The sequence below is a fragment of the Megasphaera indica genome (assembly GCF_046614755.1).
GTDB lineage: Bacteria > Bacillota > Negativicutes > Veillonellales > Megasphaeraceae > Megasphaera > Megasphaera intestinihominis.
The window spans coordinates 145,106-157,858 of sequence record NZ_JBKKJR010000001.1 but is presented as its reverse complement, the minus strand read 5'-3'; the positions used below and the strand labels follow the sequence as shown (position 1 = coordinate 157,858).

Genomic DNA, 12,753 nt, shown 5'->3' with positions numbered 1-12,753 from the left:
ACCCCTACGAAACACGAACTATTTAAAAGAGCAACCTCTCAGTCAGCTTTGCTGACAGCTCTCCTATCAAGAGAGCCAGGTGGGCCGCCCCCTACGATCCGCGAGCCACGAGCCACTAACCACTAGCCACGAGCCACTAATAATTCCGGTGTCTTCATCTGGCGTTCGCTGCACTGGTTGACGTAGTTGTAGAGCAGGGCTTCCAGGAATTTCAGGTCGGCCATGCGCAGGTTCACGGTTTCTTGGGTTCCCCAGGGATAGTGGACCAGGGTCTTCCAGGTCTGGCGTACAGACGGCGTCAGGGGCAGTTCTTTCATGTTTTCCGGCCTTTCATCGTCGATGTAATAGACGGGCTGCCGGCAGTAGCCCTGGCCCTGACAGAAGACGCGGGCCGTGTCGATGTCCGGCAGGAAGCCCGTCAGGGCCATGAGCTGCCAGCCGGCGATGATGGTGACGATGCGGATGTCCTTGAGTTCGATGGCCCGGCCATAGAGGTGGACCAGATTGTACAGGACTTCATCGGCTCCGCCGCCGGCCATGAAGAGGACCATTTCGACGAAGATCTGCGAATAGATATAGCCGTCCCAGGTCAGCTCGCGGAGGCGCTGGTTGCTGCGGCAGTCGTATTCCGTCAGCGTGTAGACGCCGTCTTTTTCAAAGACGTCAAAGGTCATCTCGGCCAAAGGCGTCAAGGCGCCGTAACCCATCTTGCCCTGAGTGCTGCGGCGGGCCAGGACGTGGAGGATGCCGGCCTGCCGGGTCAGGACCGTGACGACGAGCTGTTTGGCACTGGTCTTGCGGACGGTGAGGATGATGCCTTCATAGGACCGCGACGGTTTGCGGCCATAGTAGCCGCTACGATTCATGAGTCTTATCTTCTTCATCCCCGCTGTCTTCCCCAGGGGCAGCCGCTCCCGGCAGGGGCACGGCTTTCAGGCGGACGATGCGGAAGCGCTGCATTTCCAGGACTGTAAAGCAGTAGGCGCCGATAGTGACTTCGTCATGGACTTTCGGCGTATGGCCCAGGGCATTGAAGACGTAGCCGCCGATGGTATCGGTATCGACATCGTCTTCGACGGGGATGTGCAGCAGCTCTTCGACGTCGTCGAGGAGGACTGTCCCGGCAAATTCATAGGCGCCGTCAGGCAGGGGCTGGATTTCTTCTTTTTCCTGGGTGTGTTCGTTCTGGATCGTGCCGACCAGTTCTTCCAGGATGTCTTCCAGGCCGATGAGGCCGACGGTGCTGCCGTATTCATCGACGACCATGGCCAGGTAGGTCCGGCGCATGCGCATGAGCTGGAGGAGCTTCGATGCCGGCATGATTTCCGGGACCATGAGGATCGGCCGCTTGATGAGGTTCAAGTTGCTGCGCTTGTGGATATAGAGGTCCATGATGTCCTTGATGTGGACCAGGCCCAGGACGTGGTCCTTATCGTCTTCACAGAGGGGATAGCGCGTATGCCGCGACTGGCGGATGGTCTGCAAATGCTGGTTCATCGTATCTTCCGTATAGAGGCAGACGATGTCCTGGCGGGGCACCATGATTTCCTTGGCCAGGCGGTCGGCGAAATCGAAGACGTTGCCGATGAGTTCGCTTTCGACCTGGTCGATTTTCCCTTCCTTGTGGCTGGCCGTGACCAGCATGCGGATTTCATCTTCCGAATGGGCCATATCGATTTCGTTGGTTACATCGAGATTGCGGTCTGCCAGGATAGCCCGGCCCAGCCAGTTCCCGAAGAGGATGAAGGGCATGAAGGGCCGGCTCCAGGGCTGGATGAAGCGGCGCAGAGCCTTGAGGCTCTTTTCCGGGCGCTGGAGGCCGATGGACTTGGGGATGAGCTCGCCAAAGACCCAGAGGATGAAGCAGAGGACGATACCGGCGCAGACTTCGATGAGCCAGATGAGCCACGTATGGCCGATATACGGAGCCAGCAGGCCGTAGAGGCCATAGAGGCCGCAGAATCCGGCAGCGCCGGCGATGAGCCCGGACAAGGCCATGCCGAGCTGGGCCGTCCCCAGAAAGACGATGGGCTTGTCGTAGAGGGACAAGAGCGGTTTCAGCGACGTATCGCCGTCGCGGACGAGTTCTTCCAGGTATTCCCGGCGCAGCTGGGCAAAGGCGAATTTACCGGTGACGCAGATGGCGCTGACGGCCAGGCAGATGAGGAAGACGAGCAGACATTGGACGATTGATTGTACTTCCATCATGCAGCCCCCTACTCGTTCTTATAGCCCAATTCGCTGAGGGCGCCCGACTTATTGCGCCAGTCCCGCTTGACTTTGACCCAGATGTCGAGGTAAACCGAAGAACCGAGGAGGTTTTCGATTTCCTGGCGGGCCAGGTTGCCTACTTCTTTGAGGACCGTGCCGTTCTTGCCGATGACGATGCGCTTCTGCGAATCCCGTTCGACATAGACCGTGACCCGGATATAGACCTTGTTGTGACCGCGGTCCTTCATTTCTTCGACATAGACGGCGATGGCATGGGGCACTTCATCGCGGGTACAGCGGAAGAGCTTTTCCCGGATGATTTCAGCGACCAAAAGGCGTTCCGGCTGGTCCGTGATCATGTCGTCAGGGAAATACTTGGGCCCTTCCGGCAGGATCTTGCGCAGTTCGTCGACGACGGCATCGACGTTGTCCCCTTTCAGGGCGGAAATGGGGATGACCTGGGCGAAAGGATAGAGTTCGGCATATTCCGTAATCTTGTGCAGTATCTCTTCTTTCGTCATGAGGTCGACTTTGTTGATGATCAAGAAGACCGGAACGCCGACGTCTTTCAGCTTATCCAGGACGAAGAGGTCGCCAGGGCCCTTCTTTTCATTGCCCGAGATGAGGAACAGGACGGCGTCGATGTCGCGCAGGGACTGATAGGCCGCTTCATCCATGAATTCCCCCAGCTTATGTTTCGGCTTGTGGATGCCCGGCGTGTCGAGGAAGACGATCTGACATTCGTCGTCCGTATGGATGCAGAGGATGCGGTTGCGCGTCGTCTGGGCCTTATCGGAGACGATCGAGACTTTATGCTTGATGATGCGGTTGATGAGTGTCGACTTGCCGACATTCGGGCGGCCGACGACGGCGACGAAACCCGATTTAAATGATTCCATAGATATCGTAATTCCTCCCTTATAATTCTTCGCCTTCGCGGACATAGCCCAGGCGCTGTAAAATGAATTCTTCTTCTTTGCGCATTTCTGCTTTATCGTCCGGTTCCATGTGGTCATAGCCGAGGATATGCAGCATGCCGTGGATGGTCAGATAGGCCAGTTCCCGTTCAAAAGAATGACCGTATTCGTCGGCCTGTTCCTGGACTTTTTCCAGAGAAATGATGATATCCCCCAAGAGGGCCGTATCGGGGCCGTCATAGCCGTCTTCTTCCCCTTCGTTGAGGGCAAAGGACAGGACGTCCGTCGGCCGGTCGATGTTGCGGTACTGTTTGTTCAATGTATGGATATAGTCGTTATGGCACAGAAGGATGCTGATTTCAGCCTTCGGCCCCAGGCCGTAGACCAGGGCGGCTTCTTCACAGACGCGGTCGATGACTTTTTCATATTCATCGTTCTGGAACGACGGATCTTCGTAATTGATGTTGATATTCATGGCAATTCCCCCAATCTAGTGATCGTGATGATAATAAGTTTCGTAGGCCCTGATGATGCGGCCTACCATATCGTGACGGACGACGTCTTCATCGCTGAAGTAGACCATGCCGACGCCGCGGACGTCTTTGAGTATCTTTTCGGCTTCCGTCAGGCCCGACATGCGCCGGTCGACGAGGTCGATCTGGGTCGCATCGCCGTTGACGACGACCCGCGAGTGGTTGCCCATACGGGTGAGGAACATCTTCATCTGTTCCCGCGTCGTGTTCTGGGCTTCGTCGAGGATGATGAACGATTCTTCCAGGGTCCGGCCGCGCATGTAGGCCAGTGGCGCCACTTCGATGATGTTGCGGTCGATCATCTTCTGGAACTGGTCATAGCCGAACATGTCGGCCAGGGCGTCGTAGAGCGGGCGCAGGTACGGGTCGATCTTTTCCTGCAGGTCGCCGGGCAGGAAGCCCAGTTTTTCCCCGGCTTCGACAGCCGGCCGGGTCAGGATGATCCGTTCGACTTCGCGGTTCTTGAGATAAAAAGCCGCCAGGGCTACGGCCAGATAGGTCTTGCCCGTCCCGGCCGGGCCGATGCCGAAGGTGACCAGGTTCTTGCGGATGGAATCGACGTAGCGTTTCTGGCCCAGCGTCTTGGGCTTGATGAGGCGGCCCCGGGCAGAAATGCCGACCGTATCTTCATAGAGGTTGTGCAGGGCCTCCGATTGGCCTTCTTTGATGAGTCTGGCCGAATAGCGGACGTGCTGCGTCGTCAGATAGGTGTTTTCCCGGAACAAGTAGCGCAGGATGCGGAAGACTTCTGTCACATAGGCCACATCCTCTTCGCTGCCGACGATCATGGCCGTATCGCCGCGGACGGCAATGCGGCAGTCCGGGAATTCGCGCTGCATCGTCTTGAGGAATTCGTCTTTCATGCCCAGGACGGCCCGGGCTTCACGCAAATCGGAAAATTGCAGTTTCTTTTCTACCAAAGTGAGATACTCCTTTATTTCATGAATTTACGGACGGCCTTGCCGTGCAGGTAGTCACAGCGGGCTCCCTGGCAGGTGCCGCGTTTTTCCAGTTCTTCATCGATCATATCGCGGATGCGCCACCATCCCATGCCCCAGTTGGCGAAGTCCGTCGCTTCCTTCGGCGCCCGGCCGATGAGGCGCTGGAAGACCGTATCGGGCCGGCTGTATTCGAGGAAGGCCACGACGCGGCGGACGTACTCTTCGCAGGTCCAGAGCTTGATCTTTCCCTGGGCATACCATTCGGCCATGGCCGTGTTCTTAATGATGTACAGGGCGTGGAGCTTGACTTCGTCAGAGCCGAGGGCGGCAATGATTTTGGCTGTCTCGACGGTGTCTTCCATGGTGTCCCAGGGCAGGTCGAGGATGACATGCGTACAGGTCCGGAAAGGATACGCCCGGAGCATGACCATGGCGTCGATGTATTCGGCAACGGTATGGCCGCGGTTGATCTTGGCCAAGGTCTTATAGTTGACCGTCTGCAGGCCCAGTTCGACGAGGATATCGACGCCGTACCTTTCTTTGACGTCAGCCATGATATCGAGATAGGTCTCGTTGAGGCAGTCCGGCCGGGTCGCTACGGCCAGGGCCACGATATCGGGCTGGCAGGCGGCGGCGAGGTAATCCCGGAAACGCTCTGGCGGCAGGTAGGTATTGGTGAAATTCTGGAAATAGGCGATGAATTTATTGGCCTTGTACTTGGGCTTGATGTGGGCCATGTTCTGCTCGATCTGCTGGCCAATGGTCACCGTCGCCGGCAGGTTCTCGTAGCCGGCGCCGATGGAGCCGCAGAAGGCACAGCCCCGGACGCCCAGGGTCCCGTCGCGGTTGGGACAGGTATCGGGGATGCTGATAGGCAGTTTATAGACTTTTTCGCCATATGTTTCTTTTAAATACGTCGAGTAGACGCGGTAACGTTCGTTCACGATGGTTCTCCTTTGACCGGGATGACGCACCATTCGGCCCGGTCTTTCTTTTTTTCAGCCAGCACATAAGCCGCGCCTTCCGGGACGGGCCCGTAGCGGCGCAGTTCCCCTTTCAGGGCCGGGCTGGCAGGCCAGATGCGATAGCGCATCTTGATGTCGCGCCAGTTGGTGAAATGATAGTCCCTGGCAAATTGGCGGAGCCAGGCTTCGTCGCGGAAGATGGCGTCGGTCTGGCTGCGCGGCGCTTCGCACCAGCCGAGGAAATCGGGATGGAGGCGGAAGCGGAAAAAGGTCAGCATATCCAGGGCCAGCAGGTCTTTGGCCAAGCGCTGCTGGTCTTCTGTCAGGGGCAGGATATCTTCGATGCAGTGGCAGAGGAAATGACACAAGGACTCATCGGACAAGGCCTTTTGGTCATTATGCAGGACGAGCCACTCGTCTGTCAAGGCCTCGTAGAGTTTCATATAATCCGGAGCATAGCGGCGGCCGAGCCAGTTGAAGAAATAAGTGAATTTCCCGGAATTATAAGTCCGCTCGAAGACGTCTTCCAGGACCTTCATATAGGCGACTTTTTCATAAGGCAGCCACGTCGTCGCCAGGACTTCATAGGGCCCCTGCGGGTCGTACCGGTAATCGTCAGGATAGTCGCAGCGGATGCCGGAGCCCTTGAGGAGCTTCAAGAAACCGATCTGCAATTTATGGGGGTGCAGGGCATAGATATCGTTGAAGGACTGGCGCAGATGGCCGTAGTCTTCATAAGGCAGGCCGACGATGAGGTCTAAATGGAGATGCATCGTCCCCAAGGCGACAAGGCGTTCCATGATATGCGTAATGCGCGGCCAGTCATTATGACGGTGGATGGCCTGGAGCGTCGGCTCATACGTCGTCTGGATGCCCATTTCCAGCTGGATCCGTCCTTTCGGTGCCTGGGCCAGGAGGTCGATGTCGTCATCGGTAAGGACGCCGGGCTCGATTTCCAGGTGGAAATTGATGGGCTTATCGACGGCAATCATGTACGCTATGAGCGGCCGGTGATGGGCCGGGCTGCAGTTGAAAGTGCGGTCGACGAATTTGACCTGATGGACGCCGGCATCGACGAAAGCCTGCAGTTCCTTCAGGACCAACGGGACCGAGCGGAAGCGGACGCGGTCGTTCATGCCCGACAGACAGTACTGGCAGTGGAAAGGACAGCCCCGGGAGCTTTCATAATACATGATGCGGTGGTCCAGTTCGCGGAAGTCCTGATGCTCGTAAGGAAAAGGCAGGCTGTCCAGGTCTTCTACTTCCTGGAAGGTCTCGTCGCCCTGGATGACGCCGCCGACGCGGCCGAGGACGCCGGGGACTTCTGTCCCATCGCGGCCGGCTGCCAGGGATTTCAGGAAAGCCGGTACCATCTCTTCCCCTTCACCTTGGAGGACGTAATCGATATGCTCATAATCTTCCAGTATCTGCCGGGCCGTATAGGATACTTCCGGGCCGCCGACGAAGACCTTGGTCTGGGGAAAGACCTGTTTCACCAGGTCGATGAGATGACAGGTCATTTCGATATTCCAGATATAGCAGGAAAAGCCGATGACGTCGGCCTCGAACGAGGCGATGTGGCGCAGGATGTCATAGCTGTTCTGATTGATCGTATATTCGGCTACGGACACGACGACGCCCTGGTGGTCACACGCCGTCGACAGGCAGCGCAGGGCCAGGGACGATTGGATGAATTTGGAATTCAAGATGGTAAGCAGTGTTTTCATGAAAGCCTCTCTTTAAATTTTTATATGTATTAAGTATACCGCAAGGACGGCGTTCTGTCATGTCTTTTCCGCCCCTGGCCGGGGACAGCCTTTTCGCCTGCCCCTTTTTATGATAAGATGAGATAGTATATAGTTTTTCCCCTACGAAAAGGAGGCTTTTCCTTGTTTAAAATAGCACTTGCCCAGACAAATGTCCACCCTGGCAATCCACGGCAGAACACGGCCGTCATGAAAGAATGTATCGCCAAGGCCAAAGCAGCCGGCTGCGACCTCATCGTCTTCCCGGAGCTCGCTATTCCGGGCTATCTCATCGGTGATATTTGGGACCAGCCCGACTACATCGACGACTGCGTCCGCTTCGGTGAAGAAATCAAGGCCCTGTCCGACGGCATGGCCATCATCTTCGGCAACGTCGCCAAAGAGACGGACCGGGTCAACCTCGACGGCCGGACGCGGAAGTACAACGCCATGTTCATCGCTTACAACGGCCGCTGGATTTCGCCGGCCCGCTCGCCCTACCCCTTCTACATCAAGACGCTCCTGCCCAACTACCGCGAATTCAGCGACATCCGCTACTTCACGTCGCTCATCGAAGTCGCCCAGGAACGCCATGCCTTCCCGGAAGACTTCCTGTCGCCCGTCCAGATTCCCTTCGACGACGGCCGCAAGTTCCGCATGGGACCGCTCATCTGCGAAGACAGCTGGGACGAAAACTATCCCTTCAAGCCCATGAGCTATTTAGGGAAAATGTACGACATCGACATGTTCATCAACATTTCCAACTCGCCTTTCACTCTGGGCAAGACCCAGCGGCGTCACCGCCTCTTCGGCCAGGCCATCGACAAGATCCACTGCCCGGCCATCTACGTCAACTGCACGGGTATCCAGAACAACGGCAAGAACATCTACACCTTCGACGGCGCCAGCAGCACGTACCAGAAAGACGGTTCGCAACACGTCGAATGTACGCCTTTTACGGAAGAAATGGTCATCGTCGACTTCGATGAAAAGGCCCAGCGTTTCGTCTCGCCGTCGCACTTGCAGCCGGAAAAGTCTCCCATCGAAGACATCTACGCCAGCCTGCACTACGGCCTGAAATCCTTCATGGATGCCATTGGCGTCCATAAAGTCGTCCTCGGCGTCTCCGGCGGCATCGACTCGGCCGTCAACGCCGCCCTCTATGCGACGGTACTGCCGCCGGAAAACATCCTGCTGGTCAACATGCCCAGCTGCTACAACTCGGACATGACCAAGAGCCTGGCCAAAGAACTGGCCGACAACATCGGCTGCCTGTACACGGTCGTCCCCGTCCAGGACAGCCTGGAACTGACGCGGCACCAGTTCGAAGGAGCCGGGCTCAGCCAGAAAGGCCAGGACAAGGGCCATCTGGAACTGACCAGTTTCATTGAAGAAAACATCCAGGCCCGCGACCGGTCGAGCCGTATCCTGGCCGCAGCGGCCGCAGCCTTTGGCGGCGTCTTCACGTGCAATGCCAACAAGGCCGAACTGTCCGTCGGCTACGCCACCCTCTACGGCGACAGCGCCGGCTACCTGGCGGCTACGGCGGACCTGTGGAAGCATCAGGTCTACGACCTGGCCCGCTACCTCAATGACCAGGTCTTCCAGCGCGAAGTCGTGCCCCAGGGCAGCATCGACATCGTCCCCAGCGCCGAACTGTCGGACAAGCAGGATATCACCAAGGGCCAGGGCGACCCGATCATCTACCCCTATCACGACTACCTCTTCTCCGCCTTCATCGAACGCTGGCAACGGGCCACGCCGGAAACCATCCTCGAATGGTACATCAACGGCACCCTGGAAAAGAACATCGGCTGCAGCGTCGATGTCCATCAGCTCTTCCCGACGGCAAAAGCCTTCATCGACGACCTGGAACGGTGGTGGCGCCTCATCGCCGGCTTCGCCGTCGCCAAGCGCATCCAGAGCCCGCCTATCCTCTCCATCAGCCGCCGCCCCTTCGGCAGCGACCTGCGCGAAGCCCAGCTGGCACCGTACTACACGACGCGCTACCTGGAAATGAAAGAACGGCTGCTGGCGAGAGATTAGGGATTAGTGGCTCGTGGATAGGGGTTAGGAGTTAGCGGTTAGTGGCTCGTGGCCCGGCTCCCCTGCTAGGGGAGCTGTCAGCGCAGCTGACTGAGAGGTTGCTCTTTCAACATAGTTTGTAGTACAGAGTTTGTAGTTTGTAGAAGATGGTTTCAAATTTAAAAACCTTCACTAAAAACTACAAACTGAATACTCAAAAAGGCTTGTCGCACATGCGACAAGCCTTTTTTCATACTACATATCTTTCAGTCTTCCGACTGTTTGTTTAGGACGGACCCGTTTGTGTCCGAATGTTTCTACGATGATGAACATCATGGGGATAAGGAAGACGCCGAAGATAGTCGCAATGGACGTACCAAAGACGACGGTGATGCCCATAGTGACTCGCGATGCGGCGCCGGCGCCGCTGGCCATGGCCAGCGGGATAGAGCCGACGACGAAGGCCAGGGACGTCATGATGATCGGGCGGAGACGGATCTTGGCGGCTTCGATAGCAGCCGATACGGGATCCATACCGCGTTCATCGACACGGACTTTGGCGTATTCGATGATCAGGATGGCGTTCTTGGCGGCCAGGCCGATGACGGCCAGCAGACCGATCTGGAAGTACAGGTTATTCTGCTGGTTCAGGAGGTAGGCAAAAGCCGAAGCCCCGAAAACACCGGCCGGCAGGCTGAACATAACAGCAAAGGGTACTTTCCAGCTTTCATACAAGGCGGCCAGGACGAGGAAGACGAAGAGGATAGCCAGGGCGAAGACGTAGACCGTCTTGTTGCCGGCTTCGACTTCTTCACGGCTCATGCCGCTCCATTCATAGGCATAGCCTTCACTGAGCGTGTCTTTAGCGACTTCTTCCAGCGCTTTAAGGGCATCACCGGAGCTGTAGCCATTAGCCGGGGCCCCTTGAATCTTGATGGCCGGATAGTCGTTGAAACGGTTGAGGATCGACGCCGAACCGATGGCTTTCGGTCGGACAAAGTTGGCCACCGAAACGAGCTGGTTGGCACTGTTGCGGACGTAGATGTGGTTATTGGCATCGATGGTTTCACGGAATTCCGGAGCGGCCTGAACGACGACCTTGAAATTACGACCGAACATGGTGAAATCGTTGACCTGATAGGAACCATAGAAGGACTGGAGCGTCGAATAGAGGTCGCTCAGGGAAACGCCTTCTTTGGCAACTTTATCGCGGTCGATGTCGAGCTGATAGCCCGGCGTATCGGCAGCAAAGGCCGTGTAGACCGACCCGATTTCCGGCCGCTTCCGGGCAGCGGCGATGAATTTCTGTGCCATCGCTGACAATTCGGCCGTCGTATGGCTGCCGCGGTTTTCCAGCTGCATCGTAAAGCCCGACGACGTGCCCATGCCGTCAATCGGCGGCGGGTTCATGGCGATGACCGTAGCCTGAGGAATCTGATTGCCCATGCCCATGATCTTGCCGACCAGGGCGTCGACGGACAGGGATTTATCTTTACGTTCATCCCAGTCACTCATGCCGATGAAGGACGTAGCCCCATTCGATTTCGGCCCATTGGCCAGGATACTGAAACCGACAACGTTCATGACACTGGTCACGCCCGGCTGCTGTTCCAGCCATTTGCTGATTTGTTCACTGACTTGTTTCGTTTCCGTCTGGGAAATGCCTTCGGGCAAGGTGACGTTCATCATGACGAAGGCATTATCTTCCGACGGGACAAAGCCTGTCGGCATGATTTTAAAGACGCCTGCCGTGAGGGCGCTGATGATGACCAGGAAGGCCACGCACCATTTTAGGTGAAGCTGCAAGTGAGCCAGGCGCAGGCCATACCAGGCGATGAGCCTATCGAAGGCATCATTGAATTTCTGGAAGAACTTGTAAATGCCCTTGGGGTTGTCATTGGGTTTGTGGACATTCAAAATCGACGCACACATGGCCGGTGTCAGGGTCAAAGCGACGAAGGCCGAAATGAGGACCGACACGGCAATGGTCAGGGCGAACTGGCGGTAGAGGATACCGCTCATGCCGCTGATGAAGCCGACGGGGATGAAGACGGCGGCCAGGACGCAGGCAACACCGATAACCGGGTTCTGTACGTTCTGCATGGCGATGATCGTCGCCTCCCGCGGACTTCGGGCGTTGTACTTGATTTCGTATTCGACGGCTTCGATGACGACGATGGCGTCGTCGACGAGGAGGCCGATGGCCAGGACCATGGCGAACAGCGTCAGGGTGTTGATGGAGAAGTCCAGGACCTTGAAGCAGGCAAAGGTACCCAGAAGGGATACAGGGACGGCGATGAGCGGGATCAGCGTCGACCGGCCGCTCTGAAGGAAGATGTAAACGATGAGGGCGACCAGCAGCAGGGCTTCGATGAAGGTTTCAATAACTTCATGAATCGACGCCGTAACGAAGGTCGTGCTATCGTAGACGATTTTATAATCCATATCAGCCGGGAAAGCCTGCTTAGCCTTTTCCAAGACCTTGCGGGCGCCGCTGACGGACTGCATGGCATTGGCGTCTGCTGTCAGGCTGATCATGAAACCGGCAGCCTTGCCGCCGTTGAGGTTAGTGGCAACGGAATAATCCTTGGAGCCCAGGCTGACATCGGCAATGTCGCCGACGCGGACCATGGTACCGTCGGGATTGGTGCGAACGATGACGTTCTTGAACTGTTCCGCCGTCTGCAAGCGGCCGTCGGTACGCAGGGTATACTGGTAGGTCTGGTTGTTCGGCGACGGCTGGGAGCCGATGGTGCCGACAGCGGCCTGTTTATTCTGAGTGCTGATAGCCGAGATGACATCGGTCGGTGTAATCTTCAAGATATTCATCTTCATCGGGTTGAGCCAGATGCGCATGGCATAGTCAGACCCGAATTCCTGGACGTCGCCGATGCCCGGGACGGATTTCAGTTCATCCATGAAGTATTGGGTAGCATAGTTCTTCATGAACGTCGCATCATAAGAGCCATTGGGGGAAACCAGGGCGAAGACCATAGCCATGGAACTCGTCGACTTCTGGACTGTAACGCCGGTCTGGGTAACTTCTGACGGCAAGGTCGACTGGACCTGGCTGACGCGGTTCTGAGTGTTGACCGTGTCCATATCACCATCGCTGCCGGACTTGAACTGGACGGTCATGGAGTAAGACCCGTTATCGTTCGTCGAGCTTTCCATATTGACCAGGTTATCGACACCGACGAGCTGGCGTTCGATGACGCTGGCCACGGTCGTGCCGACGACTTCGGCATTCGCGCCGATATAAGTAGCCGAGACGCGGACCTGCGGCGGCGTGACCTGCGGATACTTGGCAACCGGCAGAGTCGCCATCGACAACAGGCCGAAGATGGAAATGATCAGCGAAATGACGATAGCGAAGATAGGCCGGTCGATAAAGAACTTAGATATCACGATCCCGC

At 56.9% G+C, this 12,753-nt stretch carries 9 protein-coding genes; 1 reads left to right on the top strand and 8 read right to left on the bottom strand.

All coding sequences use genetic code 11. From position 1 onward, the window contains the following. Positions 1-122: 122 nt before the first annotated feature. Genes recO through ACFCTO_RS00735 form a run of 7 tightly spaced genes read right to left on the bottom strand, consistent with a single transcriptional unit; the run spans position 123 to position 7,294 of the window. Positions 123-884 carry a DNA repair protein RecO gene (recO, locus tag ACFCTO_RS00765; RefSeq protein WP_499876175.1) on the bottom strand — a complete coding sequence of 254 codons (762 nt, stop codon included), beginning with the start codon at positions 882-884 and terminating at the stop codon, positions 123-125. Then, positions 856-2,205 (bottom strand): hemolysin family protein, encoded by a 1,350-nt coding sequence (locus tag ACFCTO_RS00760; protein ID WP_292261356.1) that lies wholly within the window; start codon positions 2,203-2,205, stop codon positions 856-858. The genes recO and ACFCTO_RS00760 overlap by 29 nt, the downstream gene beginning before the upstream one ends. 11 nt (positions 2,206-2,216) lie before the next feature. Continuing rightward, entirely contained in the window at positions 2,217-3,110 is an 894-nt protein-coding gene (gene era, locus ACFCTO_RS00755; RefSeq protein ID WP_499876174.1) for a GTPase Era, read from the bottom strand. Between the two features lie 19 nt (positions 3,111-3,129). After that, a complete protein-coding gene (gene ybeY / locus ACFCTO_RS00750; RefSeq protein ID WP_370854615.1) occupies positions 3,130-3,603 on the bottom strand; it encodes an rRNA maturation RNase YbeY in 474 nt (157 codons plus the stop codon). Between the two features lie 15 nt (positions 3,604-3,618). Beyond that, positions 3,619-4,581, bottom strand: a complete 963-nt coding sequence (locus tag ACFCTO_RS00745) for a PhoH family protein (protein ID WP_499876173.1) — start codon at positions 4,579-4,581, stop codon at positions 3,619-3,621. 14 nt (positions 4,582-4,595) lie between these two features. Then, entirely contained in the window at positions 4,596-5,546 is a 951-nt protein-coding gene (mnmL, locus tag ACFCTO_RS00740) for a tRNA modification radical SAM protein MnmL/YtqA (RefSeq protein WP_292261351.1), read from the bottom strand. Beyond that, complete coding sequence (locus ACFCTO_RS00735) at positions 5,543-7,294, bottom strand: B12-binding domain-containing radical SAM protein (protein ID WP_499876172.1); 1,752 nt, start codon at positions 7,292-7,294, stop codon at positions 5,543-5,545. The genes mnmL and ACFCTO_RS00735 overlap by 4 nt, the downstream gene beginning before the upstream one ends. A gap of 162 nt (positions 7,295-7,456) precedes the next feature. On the opposite strand from ACFCTO_RS00735, the gene nadE reads away from it, so the two are divergent. Beyond that, on the top strand, positions 7,457-9,358 hold the full coding sequence (gene nadE / locus ACFCTO_RS00730; protein ID WP_292300309.1) for an NAD(+) synthase: 1,902 nt from the start codon (positions 7,457-7,459) through the stop codon (positions 9,356-9,358). A 234-nt stretch (positions 9,359-9,592) separates the two neighbouring features. On the opposite strand, the gene ACFCTO_RS00725 is transcribed toward nadE, so the two are convergent. Further along, entirely contained in the window at positions 9,593-12,745 is a 3,153-nt protein-coding gene (locus ACFCTO_RS00725; protein ID WP_302484952.1) for an efflux RND transporter permease subunit, read from the bottom strand. Positions 12,746-12,753 lie beyond the last annotated feature (8 nt).

What these genes read in the sequence shown, in the direction of transcription:
- recO (WP_499876175.1), bottom strand. Translation starts at nt 884, where the DNA reads ATGAAGAAGATAAGACTCATGAATCGTAGCGGCTACTATGGCCGCAAA.
- ACFCTO_RS00760 (WP_292261356.1), bottom strand. Translation starts at nt 2,205, where the DNA reads ATGGAAGTACAATCAATCGTCCAATGTCTGCTCGTCTTCCTCATCTGC.
- era (WP_499876174.1), bottom strand. Translation starts at nt 3,110, where the DNA reads ATGGAATCATTTAAATCGGGTTTCGTCGCCGTCGTCGGCCGCCCGAAT.
- ybeY (WP_370854615.1), bottom strand. Translation starts at nt 3,603, where the DNA reads ATGAATATCAACATCAATTACGAAGATCCGTCGTTCCAGAACGATGAA.
- ACFCTO_RS00735 (WP_499876172.1), bottom strand. Translation starts at nt 7,294, where the DNA reads ATGAAAACACTGCTTACCATCTTGAATTCCAAATTCATCCAATCGTCC.